This is a genomic window from Aquimarina macrocephali JAMB N27, assembly GCF_000520995.1.
In the GTDB taxonomy this organism is placed as follows: domain Bacteria; phylum Bacteroidota; class Bacteroidia; order Flavobacteriales; family Flavobacteriaceae; genus Aquimarina; species Aquimarina macrocephali.
Map to the genome: position 1 here is coordinate 14,411 of NZ_JACA01000034.1, position 15,847 is coordinate 30,257.

Annotated in this window: 19 protein-coding genes; 8 read left to right on the forward strand and 11 right to left on the reverse strand. The window is 32.1% G+C overall.

What is annotated here, in order from left to right; genetic code table 11:
• Positions 1-4 precede the first annotated feature (4 nt).
• The 7 genes from Z054_RS30425 (at position 5) to Z054_RS0118005 (ending at position 5,070) form a co-directional block, all read left to right on the forward strand.
• Entirely contained in the window at positions 5-826 is an 822-nt protein-coding gene (locus Z054_RS30425; protein WP_024771431.1) for a (2Fe-2S) ferredoxin domain-containing protein, read from the forward strand.
• A complete protein-coding gene (locus tag Z054_RS0117980; RefSeq protein ID WP_024771432.1) occupies positions 813-1,628 on the forward strand; it encodes a Rossmann-fold NAD(P)-binding domain-containing protein in 816 nt (271 codons plus the stop codon). The genes Z054_RS30425 and Z054_RS0117980 overlap by 14 nt, the downstream gene beginning before the upstream one ends.
• A 41-nt stretch (positions 1,629-1,669) precedes the next feature.
• On the forward strand, positions 1,670-2,392 hold the full coding sequence (cobA, locus tag Z054_RS0117985) for a uroporphyrinogen-III C-methyltransferase (RefSeq protein ID WP_024771433.1): 723 nt from the start codon (positions 1,670-1,672) through the stop codon (positions 2,390-2,392).
• Positions 2,393-2,560: 168 nt separating this feature from the next.
• The gene (locus Z054_RS0117990) at positions 2,561-3,499 is read left to right on the forward strand and encodes a sirohydrochlorin chelatase (RefSeq protein ID WP_024771434.1); all 939 of its coding nucleotides are present in this window, start codon (positions 2,561-2,563) and stop codon (positions 3,497-3,499) included.
• A 343-nt stretch (positions 3,500-3,842) separates the two neighbouring features.
• Positions 3,843-4,019 carry a hypothetical protein gene (locus Z054_RS31790; RefSeq protein ID WP_159025424.1) on the forward strand — a complete coding sequence of 59 codons (177 nt, stop codon included), beginning with the start codon at positions 3,843-3,845 and terminating at the stop codon, positions 4,017-4,019.
• A gap of 3 nt (positions 4,020-4,022) precedes the next feature.
• On the forward strand, positions 4,023-4,619 hold the full coding sequence (locus Z054_RS0118000) for a superoxide dismutase (protein ID WP_035092568.1): 597 nt from the start codon (positions 4,023-4,025) through the stop codon (positions 4,617-4,619).
• 1 nt (position 4,620) lies between these two features.
• The gene (locus Z054_RS0118005; RefSeq protein ID WP_024771436.1) at positions 4,621-5,070 is read left to right on the forward strand and encodes a tetratricopeptide repeat protein; all 450 of its coding nucleotides are present in this window, start codon (positions 4,621-4,623) and stop codon (positions 5,068-5,070) included.
• Positions 5,071-5,214: 144 nt separating this feature from the next.
• Here the strand turns inward: Z054_RS0118005 and Z054_RS0118010 are convergent, their stop codons facing one another.
• The 5 genes from Z054_RS0118010 to Z054_RS0118030 form a co-directional block, all read right to left on the reverse strand.
• Positions 5,215-5,784: a hypothetical protein gene (locus Z054_RS0118010; RefSeq protein WP_024771437.1), complete on the reverse strand. Its 570-nt coding sequence runs from the start codon at positions 5,782-5,784 to the stop codon at positions 5,215-5,217.
• Positions 5,785-5,888: 104 nt separating this feature from the next.
• Positions 5,889-7,013: a helix-turn-helix domain-containing protein gene (locus Z054_RS0118015; RefSeq protein ID WP_024771438.1), complete on the reverse strand. Its 1,125-nt coding sequence runs from the start codon at positions 7,011-7,013 to the stop codon at positions 5,889-5,891.
• Positions 7,014-7,169: 156 nt separating this feature from the next.
• Positions 7,170-8,318, reverse strand: a complete 1,149-nt coding sequence (locus tag Z054_RS0118020) for an NAD-dependent epimerase/dehydratase family protein (RefSeq protein ID WP_024771439.1) — start codon at positions 8,316-8,318, stop codon at positions 7,170-7,172.
• Positions 8,319-8,381: 63 nt separating this feature from the next.
• A complete protein-coding gene (locus Z054_RS0118025; protein ID WP_024771440.1) occupies positions 8,382-9,449 on the reverse strand; it encodes a helix-turn-helix domain-containing protein in 1,068 nt (355 codons plus the stop codon).
• A 169-nt stretch (positions 9,450-9,618) separates the two neighbouring features.
• Positions 9,619-10,224, reverse strand: coding sequence for a hypothetical protein (locus Z054_RS0118030; protein ID WP_024771441.1), 606 nt, complete (start codon positions 10,222-10,224; stop codon positions 9,619-9,621).
• Positions 10,225-10,405: 181 nt separating this feature from the next.
• Here Z054_RS0118030 and Z054_RS0118035 point away from each other — a divergent pair, with 181 nt between their 5' ends.
• Positions 10,406-11,272 carry a winged helix-turn-helix domain-containing protein gene (locus tag Z054_RS0118035; protein ID WP_024771442.1) on the forward strand — a complete coding sequence of 289 codons (867 nt, stop codon included), beginning with the start codon at positions 10,406-10,408 and terminating at the stop codon, positions 11,270-11,272.
• A 136-nt stretch (positions 11,273-11,408) separates the two neighbouring features.
• Here Z054_RS0118035 and Z054_RS0118040 read toward each other — a convergent pair whose 3' ends face one another.
• The 6 genes from Z054_RS0118040 to Z054_RS0118070 form a co-directional block, all read right to left on the reverse strand.
• On the reverse strand, positions 11,409-11,627 hold the full coding sequence (locus Z054_RS0118040; protein ID WP_024771443.1) for a hypothetical protein: 219 nt from the start codon (positions 11,625-11,627) through the stop codon (positions 11,409-11,411).
• 14 nt (positions 11,628-11,641) lie between these two features.
• A complete protein-coding gene (locus tag Z054_RS0118045) occupies positions 11,642-12,058 on the reverse strand; it encodes a hypothetical protein (RefSeq protein ID WP_024771444.1) in 417 nt (138 codons plus the stop codon).
• Positions 12,055-12,600, reverse strand: coding sequence for an RNA polymerase sigma factor (locus Z054_RS0118050; protein ID WP_024771445.1), 546 nt, complete (start codon positions 12,598-12,600; stop codon positions 12,055-12,057). The genes Z054_RS0118045 and Z054_RS0118050 overlap by 4 nt, the downstream gene beginning before the upstream one ends.
• Before the next feature lie 235 nt (positions 12,601-12,835).
• Positions 12,836-13,417: a fibrobacter succinogenes major paralogous domain-containing protein gene (locus tag Z054_RS0118060; protein ID WP_024771446.1), complete on the reverse strand. Its 582-nt coding sequence runs from the start codon at positions 13,415-13,417 to the stop codon at positions 12,836-12,838.
• A 47-nt stretch (positions 13,418-13,464) separates the two neighbouring features.
• On the reverse strand, positions 13,465-14,802 hold the full coding sequence (locus tag Z054_RS0118065; RefSeq protein WP_024771447.1) for a dicarboxylate/amino acid:cation symporter: 1,338 nt from the start codon (positions 14,800-14,802) through the stop codon (positions 13,465-13,467).
• A gap of 178 nt (positions 14,803-14,980) precedes the next feature.
• Complete coding sequence (locus Z054_RS0118070) at positions 14,981-15,736, reverse strand: hypothetical protein (protein WP_024771448.1); 756 nt, start codon at positions 15,734-15,736, stop codon at positions 14,981-14,983.
• Positions 15,737-15,847: the final 111 nt, after the last annotated feature.

A 15,847-nucleotide genomic window follows, 5' to 3' on the forward strand; every position in this document is an offset into this window, starting at 1 on the left:
AATTATGGGAAAAAATCTAAGTAAAGTAAACACCACCTTTCAATTTTGTGATGGAGGGTCTTGCAAAAAAGCAAAAGGTGAAATCGCTATACGCGAAGCCAGAGCATATCTTCGTAACAAAGGGCTTTGGGACGCTACTCATACTATTAAAACAAGATGTAATGGTCGATGCGAAGATGCACCAACCTGGATCGTACAACCTGGTAATTTTTGGTATAAAAACCTGACTCCTGATAAAGCTGTTTCAATTCTAAAATCTCATTTAGAAGAAGATCAACCGGTAGAAGAATACTTATTATATAAAGAAGGATGGTCGGTCTTACTAACCGAAAATGAAAAAACCATTGCTCCTATTACTTTTAAAGATAAAACAGATACAGAATTGGGAGAAGCCTTAGTAGCCCGATCTTTTGCCTCTGATCAACACCTTTATCCTTTATTTAAGTACTTATTTCAAGAACCTAAACCTATTGCTGTGCAACAATACGACACAGCTGCAATTGAAATAAAATCGCCTCACCTGGTAGATTACACCGATGATTATGAAGTCAAAGTTACCGGAGAAGAGCTTCAGTTACAATTAACTATTGCCGGAATCCCAAAAGATATTTCTGATGAGATAGCCGATCGTAAAGTAAGTGTTGCAGAGGTGATCTGGCTTAAAAAATCTACTATCTTTACCAAGGCAATACGCTTGAAAAATAAAAAAGGAAAACACCTGGTAACATTTTGGATAAAAGAAGAGGATACAGTGACCTGGGAGCATATTCTTACTATTTACCTAGGGATGTCACCAAACCATATTAGAATCAGTGAAGAAGTCTAAACATATAAGTATATTAGGTTGCGGATGGTTAGGATTACCATTGGCAATAGATCGAATTGCCAACGGAGATACGGTAAAAGGGTCTACCACTACAGAAAGTAAAATCGAGAAGCTAAAAGCAGAAAGTATTATACCTCACCTTTTTACACTTGGAAAGTCTTCAGAAAAAGAATATATAGATTTTCTTTTAGGAAGCGAAATTGTCATTATCAATTTTCCTCCTAAAAGAATCTCTAATATTATAGAAATATACCAAGATCAAATAAAAAGTATACTTCCCTTTATTTCTGAAACTCAAAAAATAATCTTTATCAGCTCTACTTCGGTATATCAAAATACTAATGGAGAGGTAACCGAAACATTGAATATTGCGCCAGAAAAAGAATCAGGAAAAGCAGTTGCCGCTGTAGAGCGACTATTGCAAGAACAATTTGAAAATAGAGTGAGCATTATTCGACTATCTGGTCTTATTGGTGATGATCGATTACCAGGTCGATTTCTTGCTAATAAAAAAGAAGTGCAAAATGGAGATGTTCCTATTAATGTAATCCATAGAGAAGATTGTATTGGGTTAATTAATGCGGTTATCGAAAAAGAAGCTTGGGGAGAAATTATAAATGGTTGCGCAGATCAACATCCTATACGAAAAGAATACTATACACTTGCTGCACAAAAAATAGGACTTACCCCTCCTACTTTTATCAAACAAGAAAAGCAAGCATATAAGATTATCTCTAATGTCAAAAGTAAAACACTTTTAGGGTATTCTTATATCCATCCTGATCCTTTAAAATTAATATGAAACAAGCATTAAATGATTCCTAAAAATTTAAACGTTTAAAAATGAATGTTGTAGCCATAGTAGGTGCTGGTCCGGGAGATCCAGAATTATTAACCGTAAAAGCATCTCGCCTTATCAAAGAAGCAGATGTGATTCTTCATGACAATCTCGTTTCAGATACTATTTTAGCGATCAATACTATTGGAGAAAAAGTATATGTAGGACGTAAATTTGGAGATACTTCTGATCAAATAGAACGCCAACAAAAGATCAATGAATTACTCTATACTCATTATGAGAAAGGTAAAAAAGTAGTTCGTCTTAAATCTGGTGATCCTTATGTCTACGGAAGAGCAGCTGAGGAAGCACGATATCTAACAGAAAAAAATGTTCCTTTTGAGGTGATTCCGGGTATTTCTGCAGCACTGGCAGCCGCAAATATTTTTAATATTCCAATTACCGAAAGAAATAAATCCAATGCCATGCTGATATGCACGGCACATACAGCTGATTATTCTTTTGAGCAACTCACTGGGATTGCGCATATGCTTAAAGCTGGAAATACCATCTCAATATATATGGGACTTAAAAGCCTGCATAGGATTATTCCTAAGCTTTTAGAAGTTTGTGAAGATGATACTATCCCTGTTAATGCAGCCTCTAATGTATCAAGATTAAATCAGGAAATTATAACAGGCACGCTAGGTAGTATACAAGAACAGATCAAAAACAGTACATTGCAAATGCCTGTGGTGTTACTTATTGGAGCTAATCCAATTCGGTAAATTAATGTTTGGTATTCCTCTACAGACTGGAATCCATTTTTAACTATAGTCGATAATTCAATTTATAAATAAAAACAATGAAATGAGCCATAGCAATTGAGTTGATACCAACCGAGATGTTCAATGGCGAATTCCATCTGACAACTAAAAAATAATAAAAAAGAACAGATGAAAGAAGGAATATTACTTTGTGGACACGGAAGCCGTAGAGAAGCTGCCATCACTTCTTTTAAACGACTAGTAAGTATCCTAAAAGAACGTTATGAGAGTGACTATGAAGTAGATTATGGGTTTTTAGAATTTAACCATCCTACTTACGAAGCTGCTGTAGAGCGCATGTACCTAAACGGAATTCGAAAAATATATGCACTCCCGGTTATTTTATTTGCCGGGTCTCATGCAAAAAATGATATCCCATATGAATTGAACACCATTCAAAGTTATCATGAGGATTTAACCATTGCTATGGGAAAGCATATTGGTGTCAATTCCTTTTTGCTGGATCTTGCAGTAAAGCGAATTGAAGAGACAGAGGCTACCCTATCTAAACTAGATCGAAAAGAAACCTGCCTGGTGGTTGTGGGTAGAGGGACAACTGACCCCGATGCCAATAGTGATGTATGTAAGCTAACCAGTATGCTCTGGGAAGGAATGGGATTCGGATTTGCTACCACAGCATACAGCGGAACAGCCTATCCCAAAGTTGATGAATCGTTACAAATGATTGAAAAATTAGGATTTAAACGAACTATCGTTATTCCTTTTTTCTTTTTTACAGGAGTATTACTAGAACGTATTTATGGTCATGTCACCGATATGAATACATCTTCTACCCTAGAATATATCTATACAGACCCTTTTGGTACCGATGAATTATTGATGAAAGCATTTGACGAACGCTTAGAAGAAGCTAAAACAGGTACTGCTCATATGAACTGCCAACTTTGTAAATATCGAAAGCAAGTAGTAGGGTTTGAACAGGATTATGGTAAAGAACAAGTAGGGCACCACCTCAACGTAAAAGGTATCCTTTTTGAAGAAGATGAGAAACCAGGTGAAGTAAAAAACTCATTAGGTAGCAAAATCAAGAAGGTATTGGGAATCTAGATCTTTGATAATTCATTCCTATAATTCTATTGAAAATAACACTCCAAACTTAGTACACATACAATACAAGCCCTATTTGATAACATTAATTCGCCACTACTTTACCTTATTTACTCTAGTATTGTTTTGAAATAAATCCATCACTTTTGTCTCTTCCTAGACCTTTCTTATCTAATTAGACACTAATTACCAGCGCTCTAAATAAAAACATTCTTCCCTTCTACATCTATCATTATATGTAATTATAGTGCTATGCATAGTATAAAAATATTTATAAAATATAATTTGTTAGTTAAGGCTAACTTTTTTAGTTTTATACAGCTAATAAATTATATATTTACACATGGACTACGTTATTGAACTATTGGAAATGAAGAAACGGCAGTTAAACCGTGAAGTTATGAACCAAAATCTTCTGCAGAAAGATATTAGAAAAGGAATTTCAGAATTATCAAAAATCACAGAAATAACTAAGGCGATAAAGGTTTTAAAATCAAAAAGATACAAATACAAAAATTAAAACATGAAGATCACACAACAATTACCAGACCTACCGTATGATAAAAAATCACTTGAACCCATAATTACAGAAGAAACTTTTGATTACCATTATGGAAAACATCATGCAGCTTATGTAAACAATTTAAATACATTGATAAAAGACACTCCATTAGTAGACGTCACGGTACAAGAAATAATCCAATACGGGTCTCAACATAATGACACTCTTCTTTTCAATAACGCTGCACAACACTGGAATCATAGTTTCTTCTGGCATTGTTTATCTCCAAATGAAGGGAAAAAACCACACGGGGAGATCAAAAAACTTATCGAAAGAGATTTTGAAACATTCGAAAAATTTAAAGAACAATTTTCTACCAGTGCCATTAAATTATTTGGTGCAGGCTGGACCTGGCTTGTACAAAACCAGGAAGGAAAATTAGAAATTCTATCCTTGAAAGATGCTCAAACACCTATAATTGAAAATAAAACTCCTATCCTAACACTTGATGTCTGGGAACATGCATATTATATAGATTATCGTAATGCACGCCCAAAATTTGTAGAGAGTTTTTGGGAGATTGTAAACTGGAGTTTTGCTAATCAAAATCTAAAATAAGATGAGCGAATTATGCACTAATCAAATTGAAAATTATTGGAAAGCCAAAATAACAACTTCTAACATTCTGTTTAATAAAGGTAAACTCGACGAAGCATTATTAGGATATAAAGACGCTCTATACCGAGCTGAAATACTAAATATAAATCAGTCAGATTGTATTCGGGATAATATTCCATTTATACAGATATATATCATTTCTTGTAATAACATTGCTAATACCTATAAAGAATTGAAACAGTATGAAGAGGCTGAAAACACACTTAAAAGAGTCGTTTACTACCTTTTACACTTGTCTGGTAATGACGATTTAAACATAAATGAAATTAAAACAGAACTAAAAAGAGCTACCATTGCCTATATAAATTTTGTGAAGGAAAATGGAGGAGACAGAAAACAACAGGAACTATTATTTACCGTATTAAAAGAACAGTTAATAGAAAGTAATTAATACTACCAAAAACGTGAGTTTGATATAATATCTGGATTCAATTACTATTTGTTAAAATCAATAGTTATTATATCAAACTCACCTAAGTAAAATAGCAGTTTAACAATACTTAAAAACAGCTATTTTTGTTATGCCATTTATCTATTAAAATCGATAACCAATACGCAAATGCAAATTTACAGCAGCTTCGCCTTTATCTTTTGAGAATCCGGCGTTTTTAGAAAAATAATGGATATATCCAACTCCTACTCCAGCTTCATAATTAAAATGCTTTCCTATATTTCTTCTAATTCCCCAGGTTGGAATTATAGATAGATCGGTTACTATTTTGGTATCTTCATCATTATCCAAAACAATTAGCAGATCAGAATGATGCAAACTAGTTTTTAAAGAAAAGAAATTACCGCTATTCCCATCTATGCGTTTTGATTTACTTTCGCGTTTAGCTAAATTATAATACCAGCGAGGTTCTAGAGTAACTACAGTAGTTAATAAAAAACCTGTGTCTGAATAAAAATCACTCTTCCCATTTCGGGCATCAAAACCTAACTCACTTCTCAGTGCTATTTGATTTGATAGTTTTAACTCATTATATATCCAGAATCCTGCAAATCCGGTTTGTATTCCAAATGTTGATTGCTCTACACTAGCATTTTGAGATTTCGCAAATAGAGTAAACGCACAAAAGCCCAAAGTGAATATGATTTTTTTCATTGTATTATAAGTTTATAAATTCAATAGCAAATCAATGAATTTATAAGCGCTTTGATTGACCGATAGATGCAGTGGTGCTCTTTTTCAAAAAAAAGACACTAATCTTATAAAAATTGCTTTTTATAAACCGAAGGAGAGAGTCCTGTTTCTTTTTTAAAAATCCTATTAAAACTAGTTCTTGACTTAAAACCACACTCACATGCAATCCCAAATAGACTATAATTGTCATACAAATCTGACTGCATTTTTTCTTTTACTACGTTAATTCGATACGTATTAATTAAATCATAGAAAGTAGTATTCATGTATTGATTTAACAACATAGAGAGTTTTTTATCTGTCGTAGAAATTTGATTCGCTAATTTCCCTAAAGTTAAATCTTCATCCAAATAGGGACGATTTGTTACTAAAACGAATTCTAATTTGCTTTTTAATATTTCAAATTCTTCTTTCTTAAAACTCGGTAAAGTATTTTTTGACTTATTGGTAGTGAATTGATTTTTTTCTAATATATAATCTGGCAATAACACCTTAGATTGATTCACCCCATAATATCCCAAAAATGAAATTAGAACAACCATTGTTATTACAGAAATGAAGTCCACATTCCAATCAAAATCACCATAAAATGATTCATAAATTTTGAGTATTACATCAATACTAATAATACACAGTGCCCCCTGTAGCATAATCCTTATCCAATTAAAATCATATCGTGTTAAGTTTGAATAGTTAGATTTCATCAATTTCCTATACTTTGATAATAATCGCAGTGAAATAATAAGGTATAATATCAAATATAAATCTCCAATTCTTATAAAAAAATATATAAAATCTGATAGTATATATGATAATCTATCTATACTAAACATCCCGTATAACAATGTTGGAACTGCAATAAAGACAGTATATAATACCGCCGGAATAAAATGTCGAACCGAATTCTTTACCAGATTTTCTTCTTTTAAGAATAGCGATTTTATATACAAAAGTAATAATGGACCTACTACCAAAACAGTGATATCATTGGGAATAAAGCAGGTTCTAAACAACCAAAGAATATCATGTAACAGTGCATAAAAACATAGGATAACACATCCCAGGAAGACAAAAAATACAATTAATATTTTTTGCGACAATTGTTTCTTCTTTGACTTTATCAATAGCAATAACAGTATTGCTATAACAATAACACCACCAACTAAAACAAAATCTATAAGAAGCTTCATTACTTATTTTTGAACAGTATTGGTTTTTAATTAAGACTGCTAAAAATAAAATAATGTTGCAATTTTTGGATATCCTTATTCTTTATTTAAAGATCTACTACATATTCTATTCGGTTTGTATATTCTTAGGTTATCTTATCTATGCTTTCAGAAGGTTTATTTTGATCTGGACACCCATTTTTTTATAATTTCTTTTTCTTTTCTAACGCTATAGTATTTTATTTGTTTTCCCTGTATTACTTCTCCAAATACAATATCATTTTTGGGATATCTACTTTTATATCCTTCTAATTGATCTGATGTCATTTCGACCATAGGACGATTTACTAACCCTGCACTAATAGCTTTTTGAACATTAAAATAATACGCCCCTACAGGTTTTGATCTCCATAAAGGCATTATTTTATAAGGAAGGATTCCATTTTTTATAAGAAAGTCTCCATCAACCCAATGCAATTTTTTAGGCATATCTGTAGCATGAATGAGACTGGATACATAATCTTTAAAAGGAGTTGGATTAGAAGCGACATTGAATGCACCATATATCTTTGATTCTGAACAATGAACGATAAAGTTTGCCAAACTTTTTACATCTGTAACCTGCATGTGATGATTACGAACATTTGGCAATAGTATTTCTCCTCCTCTATAAAATCTAATCGGCCAGAAAGGCTCTGCATTTGGATCACCTGGGCGAGTAACTCTAAAACTTTTCATCCCATGAGATCTATATATCGTAAAATTATCCATCCGTTCTCTAATGGCTTCTTCAGCGAATGTTTTTCTTATGGCATATCTAAAATCTTCGCCTATTGTTTTTGGGAATTTTGGCAGAGGGTTTAAGGGTTCTGATTCTTCAATAAACTTTTTGTCCCATTTGTCATAAACAGATATAGTAGATATGTAGTGATAATGGCCAAATTGCCCTTTAAACTCTTCAAGGAAATCTGAAACAGCTTTTGGAGACTTTTGCCACGTATCTACAACAACATCCCAATAGGTTTCTTTATGTTTTTTATCAATATTTTTAAGTCCTTCCTTATTTTCTTTTTCCCGGTCACAAATGATAACGGGTAAATATTTAAAAAGTTCGGGATTGGTTTTTCCTCTGTTTAATAATGTTACTTCATAGCCTGATGCCAAGAATGTTTCGACAATAGTAGGGCCCAAAAATCCTCTACCTCCAAGGATAAGTACTTTTTTATTGATATCACCAAACATTTTAAATCCCGAAGCAGCTATTGGGTTTAAAAAAGTAATGGTTGAAGCGATCCCCAAAGTTTTAATAAAATCTCTTTTATCCATGTAATTCATCTTATGTTAGAATACAAATATGGGGGCAAGTAAGAGAATAGCAGAACTTCTTAATTAATCAGTACTTATTTCTTTTTTGAATTGTCCTGGAGTTTTTCCTGTATGTTTTTTAAAATGATGAAAGAAAGCCGATTTAGAGTTAAACCCGCACTCATAGCCTATACCTTCTAAAGTTAAATTTAATTCATCCCCCTCTTTTATTCTGTCTATAGCATACGCTACTCTTTTGGTATTGACTAAATCATAAAAAGTAGTATTCATTTCAGAATTTATGATTTGAGAAAGGTGATGCTTAGGAATGTTTACAGAATCTGATAAAGCAGCTAATGAAAAATCGGGATGTAGATATGCTTTATTTTCCTCGAAAAAACGATTAATAGAATCTATAAACATAATTATCTCATCGTTTTTGAGTGGACTATGTTTATACTTTTTTTTGTTAATTGCAGCATCAAAAGGTACTTCTGGGTGGTACACCATACCATATTTCAACCCATAAAACCCGATCACAGTTACGAGAATAACATACCGTAAAACATCCCAAACTTCAAAATACGCTACTCCCACCAAAAGTTCTATTGCTAATCTTATAAGACTAATTCCTATGCTTATAAGGAATAAAATTGCAATAATTCTAACCCAGGAGAGCTCAAGCATACTACTATCAGCTTTATGGGTTTTAAAAAACTTATCTGTTTTATAATAGGAATATAGTATGTACAATGGATAAAAAGTTAGAGAAATCAATTTTGCAATTAGAATTATTATTTCCCATAATAATTCTGATTCCTGCCTAATAAAAAAACTGAAAAAGGTAAAAATTACAAATGGCAAAAAATGTAAAAGATTGGCTTTAGTAATATATTGATTAAATAAGGATTTGGTATAAAACAGAAAAAAGGGACCGTGCAAAAAGCTAATTGTTGCTATTAATATCCCGGTTATACCGGTTAGGTATGAGCTTTTACCTATCCCTAATAATAAATGGATAGAAAACACTAAAAACCAAGTCAATAAAATTAGATCAGATGATTTTCTTTTCTTTTTCAATACAATGAGTATCGCAAATAAAATACTTTGAATAGATCCAATTCCTAAAATCACGACTAATGCATTAGACATTTTTATTATAGATTTTGGCCTAAGTTACTAGGTATTATTAAAAATTAGAGAAAGATAATATGATTTCACCTTTAATTTCAAGAAATTTTTAACTCTAATAACTTAGTACAACATTCCTTTATGTCTATTTTCAGAATTATAATAGGTTTTTACACATCCTCATCAAGTTTTACTTTTTCTTGTTTGGGCCATATACATCGCATACCATATCCGAAAAAATCCCAAAGTAAGCTGATCTATCTAGTTCTTTCACAGATAAAACTCCTGAACGTTGTGAAATAACAAATTTTACTTTTTCCATGGTACAGCGTGGTTCAATGACAAATTTGACCCAACCACTTACTTCAAAATCTTTTTGCGAGCCAATGGTGAGTTTCTGGGTGTAGGTGGTATTACGTTTTACAAAGTTTACCTGTCTGTCACTAAAAGGGTCATAACTTTCTAACGCCTTTGGGAATTCTACAATAGAGTCTTTCATAGCAAGATTCTTAGTTTCACTTAATGAAAGAGCAAAACGACCCATGAAATTACCATTGGAGTGCGGAGATACAAAAAAGGACTTATCATATAGATCAATCGAAACAATGAGGCTGTACTCATCCTTATCTATGGTATCGATTTTTAACGCTAACGAATAAGGATCATCCATTTTGCTAACAGTTGCTGTTTTGAGCGGATCAATTTGGAAAGTCTCTTTCTCTATATTTCCTTCCTGATTGTTTTTAGTACAACCTGCACTTAATAGTACTATAAATACGATTATAAATTTGTTCATTTTTTGATTATTTTAATTTGTTCTTTATGATGATGATAAGGATATGCATACCTATGATTTTTCTTATATTATTTTTATTTTTAGTAAAGCTAAATCGAACTACAATTAAAAGTGTCAAAAAAGTGTCAAAGAAATGTCAACTACTGTAAAATCTCATAAGATTGTATGTTATTTGTAATGTATGGAGAACAAAAAGATATATGTATTAGGAATTTTATTGGGGATTATTTTTCTCATTATGGGATTCTCTAACATAAAAGAGCAAACAGATGAGTTTTCAGAACTAGTAAAAATTGCATTACGTGATGTTGGAAATCAATTATTGTTGACCAATCAAGATAGTACTTCTTTGGTTTTACCTATAATGGCATTAGAAAAATCAAAGTATCAACTTTCTTTTGAAAACTCGCTTTCATTTGATCCCAGTGATTTGGTTTCAATTATAAAAAAAAGTTTTCAAAAAGCTGGATTGCCAGAGCAATATCGTGTTGAAGTATTACAATGTTTTGATAAAGAAGTTCCATATAGCTTCTTAATGAGGGATGATATTGCCAGAGATATTATTCCTTGTGGCGGAAGGTTTTTACCAAAAGGTTGCTATACTATTGAAGTACGATTTACCGAAACCCAGTCCAGTGACTTCAGTAAACAGACGTTAATCTATGGGTTACTTTTTATTGTGTTTATACTTCTTTTGTTGGTTTTATATAGAAGAAAGAAACTTAATGTTAACAATAAAAATGACACAAGTTATATATCTATAGGTAGCTTTCAGTTTTATCCTGAGCAACATAAATTGATTAAACAAACTATTGAAGTTAGTCTTTCAAAAAAAGAATGTGAACTGCTAGAGATTTTTGTTGCGCATCCTAATCAAATTGTTAAGCGAGATGAATTGATTAAAAAAGTATGGGAAGACAATGGCGTAATCGTAGGGAGAAGTCTGGACACATATATTTCTAAACTGCGTAAAAAGTTAAAAGATGACGAGGCGATTAAACTAATAAACATTCATGGTATAGGGTATAAGTTAGAGATAAAACCATAAGTATCATTATTTCACTTTTTAAACGTAAGTTAAATGTAATGAAGCATTCGAACTGATCTAGTTTTCTTACATCCAACTTACGTTTTATAAAATCTATTTCCTGAATTGTTTACAACTGGCTTTTATACTGGTAGTTTTAATCCGATAATGTTTTGATAAAAAAACCTTGTATTTGTACCAGATCAATAACATCTACTTCTGATAAATTTGTTGTAGCCTCAATTCTAAGTACATTGTCTATATCTTCGAGATCAATTGACCATTTAATAATATCTGAATGATTGTTAAGCACTGGTTTTAATGATTTAACTTTTTTCTTTGATTTAATATCTGTTCGAAATATTAGTAATTCCATATTGAAATTTAGTGTTATTCTGATTCTGGTTTCGAAGTGTCCTCTTCCACTTGATTTGATTGTCGTTCGATATATTGTTTGTAATATTCATCACCTTCTTCTTTCCAAAACTTATCATAGTATTTCCATTTTGAAAAATCAGTTTTCGAATCTTTTTTACAGGCGTCATTTGAATCTTTTGATGATTTTTTACCACTACCACTACCACAACCTCCAAGAAATATTTTTAGTAATATAAATACTCCGACAGCCTGCCAATAGGTAAGAGTAGTCAGTCCAAAAATCTCGGGCATAAGCCAATTCCATAGCCACATAATGACGAAGCCGAATAAAATGGCTAATCCTGTTATTGCAATTGCACCAAAAATGATTATTCCTACAATCTCTATTGGTGACTTTTTTCTGAATTTATGAGTGAAAAAATTTGTCATGATATATTTTTATTTTTATTAATCTCTACTTCTATTTTTTTATATAATATTCCTATTGCTCTATGCCTTCTAGACATTAGTGTTCCTATAGAAATTCCTGTTTTAGTCGAAATTTCTCTATATGAATACCCTTCAAAATCTACAGCTATGATAATATCTTTGTAGGCTGGTTTTAGCTGTTCTATGCACTTTTTTAACACTACTATCATTTGATCCGAAGTGTAATTGTCGGTTGATTGGTGCAATACCTCAGCTAATTCTAATAAATCTTTATCAATGTCAATCGAATTTGTCTTTTTTGTGGTTCGCATCACATCAATAATTTTATTTTTTATCGATCTGTAAACGAAACCAGCTACATTATTTATTGGAGCATATCGATCTGCTCCAGAAAATAATTTTAAAGCAACATCCTGGATGATATCTTCAGCATCCCGATTGGCTGTGTCACTTATTTTGGTTTTCACATACCTCTTGAGAGATTCATATTCTCTTCCAAAAAAATCGGTAAGCTTTTTACTGTTATCTGATTCCAAATTCATTAAAACCTTTTATGAAGGGTCTTCAATTAGAAAGACGACACTTTTTTAATCTATTGCATTTTTCAATATTTTTTTTTCAAAAAAATAAAATTTATGACGGAGTATTTCTTTTTATTGGCTACTATATAAGTCATGCAGTAGAAAAAAGAGTTTAGGCTAAAAGATAAGAATCCGGGTTTTAAACACTTAATTTAGTAAATACAAATTCATATGCCGTTGCATCTTATTACTCAACTTATTTAATACATCGTATAGAAAAAGCATAAGTTGGATGTTGTGATGCTTTTCTGATTTTATTGTTACCTTTTTCCAAAATATACGTCCAAATAAAATGTTCCTCTTCTTTAGAATTTGACCAAAATAATGTGTTTTCATTAAAATTATTTGGATGTTCCTCATTATTTCCTATTCCGGAAGGTCTTATAGAAAATCTACTACTGTTTGAATTTATTTCTCCTTTCCAAAACTGTTTATCTTTATAATTGCCCGCTACATTATCTTTTGAAAAATTAAATAGTTTTTCCCAATCCTTGTTGTTTGGTAGTCTCCAACCTTGAGGGCATACCTTACAAGCAGTTTCGAAATCATATAACAACCCATACAATTGAACATTAGTTGAATCTCCATCAGGGAAAAAATATTCTATATTGTTTTCATTTATATCTCGTCTAACTTTGAGATTTTCAGTCATCCAAAAAGTTTCCCCATACTTCATTATTGAATATCGATTTCCATCAATATCAATCAATTTTGCTGTTTCACTTTTGCAGCTAATAATTATGTAGAAAAGAAAAAATCCAAAAAATAATTTATTCATATGTTAGTTTTTCTAATGAAACACAACAGTTTTAACAGTCACTTGTTTTAGTGGTATCTATTTTTTGTTGGCAAATGTTTTATATTTTTATCCGAGCCATAAAACTTATTGAAAATTACGCTTGCAGTTAGGTCTCCAGTCACATTAACTGCTGTTCTAAACATTCCTAAAATTCTATCTATACCAATAATAATAATTAGTCCATCTATTGGAATTCCTGCGCTCTGTAGCACCGATGCAAGAATGATAACACCTCCTCCTGGAATAGCAGGCGTTCCGATGGACGCGGCTACAACTGTAGTGGTTATTAATATTAAGTTTATCACCGACAGCTCAATGCCATAAGCTTGTGCCATAAATAAAGTGGTTACACATTGAAATAGAGCAGTACCATCCATATTTATCGTTGCCCCAACAGGAATAACAAAGTCACTAATATTAGAGGATACCCCTAATTTTTCATCTGCTGTTTTCATAGATACCGGCATAACAGCTGCAGAACTAGCGGTAGAAAATGCTAATAGCTGAGGTTCACGGATCAAGTTTAAAAATTTCAAAGGATTCTTACGTGTGAAAGCGAATACCATTATTAAATAGAATATCATTAAGAGGATCAAGCCCAGAATAACGACTATCATATAGTAACCTAAACCAAGAAATATTTCAATGCCAATTTTAGATAACAAGGCTGCTATTAAACCAAATACAGCATATGGCACAAGCATCATCGCCCATGAAATTACAATCATGCAAATCTTCTGAATCGCTTCGACAAAACGAATGATAGGCCTTGCTGTGTCATGATTGAGCTGGGTAATCGCAACACCAATTATTATGGTAAATATTACTACTCCAAGCATTTCTCCCATTAAGATAGACTCCAGTGGATTATTTGGGATGAGCTTAGAAATAGTATCTGGAATGTTTTCGATCAGGTTCGTCTGTTCATTGGCTTCAATTAGTTTTTCTCCGCTGTTTGGAAATCCCCCCAGCTTGAAAACATATTGGCCGGGTTTCATGATGAATGTGACGATCAAGCCAATAGTGATAGCGATGACTGTAGTGAAAACAAAATACAATAACAGCTTTATCCCAAAGGCTTTAAGATTCTCAGATGTGTTCCCTACAATTCCCGAAATAATAGAAGCAAATATTAGGGGGATCATAATCATTTGAACTAACCTCATAAATATTTGACCTGGTAAGTCGAGCCAATTGGCTAATAATAAGCTAAAATTCTCTGGAACAAACCCAGTAGACGGGTTGATTACGATGCCAACCCCAGCACCTAAAATCAAACCAATAATTACCTTAAGCCATAAACGGCCTTTTATAAGGCGGTCCAAATAAACTGACAAATTATTAAGAGGTCTGATTTCTAGCATGGTGTGATTTATGAAATGTTTGCCAACGGCAGTTTGTGACGTAGTAGCGCAAAATGTTACCAAGCTATCAACGACTCTGTATTGATTTTATATCTTTTTCTTTCTAAAATCTAACACTACAACAAATATACGAGAACCTTCGATTAATCATGCTACTACTATGACATCTATACAATAGTTATTTTATAGCTTTAATCAGATTTTCTTTCGCTAATTTTAAAATTTCATGTAATTCCTTTAGAGATATTTCTGCTGCATTATTAAAATCCACTAGAACATGGTCATATTTTTTAGGATATTTTTCTTGTATAGCATCCCTAACAAATTTTACCGCAGGCCTTAAATGACGATATTCTCCATCAATAATAATAGATGATTCATAGAGTGCACAGAATAAGCTATAGGTGTTATTAGATTCACATACTCTAGTATCGTTTTTATTCCAACCTTCTGTAGATCCAAGTAGTTTAATCGTGTTTTCTATAATTTTCACTTCAATTTCACTAGGCTTAAACCAGTTCCCTTGTAATTGTGCATCTTGAAAGTTAAATTCTTTAATGACCATAGGGAGTATTTTTGTTCCGTCTTCAAAATTTCCCGCATAATAACCATCTGTATATTGAATAAGAGTTGCTATTCGTTTAGGCTTATTGGGCCAAGAAATCTCTACGAATCTTTGAACTGTATCGTTTTTGATAACTGTGAATTCCATTGGAGGTTTTCCATACGGAGCGAGAATGATGCTAGTTAAAGCCCTACCGTCCTTGATTATGTTATACCTACCTTGATGCACTTTTCCGTTCTCATCTGTGTAGGTTCCAAACCAAAGCTGTTCTTTCTGTGCAAAAATAGTACTAGAGAAGAAAAACAGAAATAGTAAAAAAAGGAGGTTTGAATAAAATGACGATTTGTTTTTTTTGATTGATGCTTGCATGACGTTTATATTTAACTGGTTAAATATAAGAGTACAATTACATCAAAACGTTACAGTTCAACAAGATAAGTCGATTTAGGCAAGATAATGTGGATACACCCAAGCAAATGT

Bases quoted from the DNA above. Each gene is read 5' to 3' on its own strand.
- Z054_RS0118005 (WP_024771436.1), top strand. From the start codon at position 4,621: ATGAGCGAATTATGCACTAATCAAATTGAAAATTATTGGAAAGCCAAA.
- Z054_RS0118040 (WP_024771443.1), bottom strand. From the start codon at position 11,627: ATGGAATTACTAATATTTCGAACAGATATTAAATCAAAGAAAAAAGTT.
- Z054_RS0118000 (WP_035092568.1), top strand. From the start codon at position 4,023: ATGAAGATCACACAACAATTACCAGACCTACCGTATGATAAAAAATCA.
- Z054_RS30425 (WP_024771431.1), top strand. From the start codon at position 5: ATGGGAAAAAATCTAAGTAAAGTAAACACCACCTTTCAATTTTGTGAT.
- Z054_RS0118030 (WP_024771441.1), bottom strand. From the start codon at position 10,224: ATGAACAAATTTATAATCGTATTTATAGTACTATTAAGTGCAGGTTGT.
- Z054_RS0118065 (WP_024771447.1), bottom strand. From the start codon at position 14,802: ATGCTAGAAATCAGACCTCTTAATAATTTGTCAGTTTATTTGGACCGC.
- Z054_RS0118060 (WP_024771446.1), bottom strand. From the start codon at position 13,417: ATGAATAAATTATTTTTTGGATTTTTTCTTTTCTACATAATTATTAGC.
- Z054_RS0118025 (WP_024771440.1), bottom strand. From the start codon at position 9,449: ATGTCTAATGCATTAGTCGTGATTTTAGGAATTGGATCTATTCAAAGT.
- Z054_RS0118050 (WP_024771445.1), bottom strand. From the start codon at position 12,600: ATGAATTTGGAATCAGATAACAGTAAAAAGCTTACCGATTTTTTTGGA.
- Z054_RS0118010 (WP_024771437.1), bottom strand. From the start codon at position 5,784: ATGAAAAAAATCATATTCACTTTGGGCTTTTGTGCGTTTACTCTATTT.
- Z054_RS31790 (WP_159025424.1), top strand. From the start codon at position 3,843: ATGGACTACGTTATTGAACTATTGGAAATGAAGAAACGGCAGTTAAAC.
- Z054_RS0118070 (WP_024771448.1), bottom strand. From the start codon at position 15,736: ATGCAAGCATCAATCAAAAAAAACAAATCGTCATTTTATTCAAACCTC.
- Z054_RS0118015 (WP_024771438.1), bottom strand. From the start codon at position 7,013: ATGAAGCTTCTTATAGATTTTGTTTTAGTTGGTGGTGTTATTGTTATA.
- Z054_RS0117990 (WP_024771434.1), top strand. From the start codon at position 2,561: ATGAAAGAAGGAATATTACTTTGTGGACACGGAAGCCGTAGAGAAGCT.
- Z054_RS0118020 (WP_024771439.1), bottom strand. From the start codon at position 8,318: ATGGATAAAAGAGATTTTATTAAAACTTTGGGGATCGCTTCAACCATT.
- Z054_RS0118035 (WP_024771442.1), top strand. From the start codon at position 10,406: ATGGAGAACAAAAAGATATATGTATTAGGAATTTTATTGGGGATTATT.
- cobA (WP_024771433.1), top strand. From the start codon at position 1,670: ATGAATGTTGTAGCCATAGTAGGTGCTGGTCCGGGAGATCCAGAATTA.
- Z054_RS0118045 (WP_024771444.1), bottom strand. From the start codon at position 12,058: ATGACAAATTTTTTCACTCATAAATTCAGAAAAAAGTCACCAATAGAG.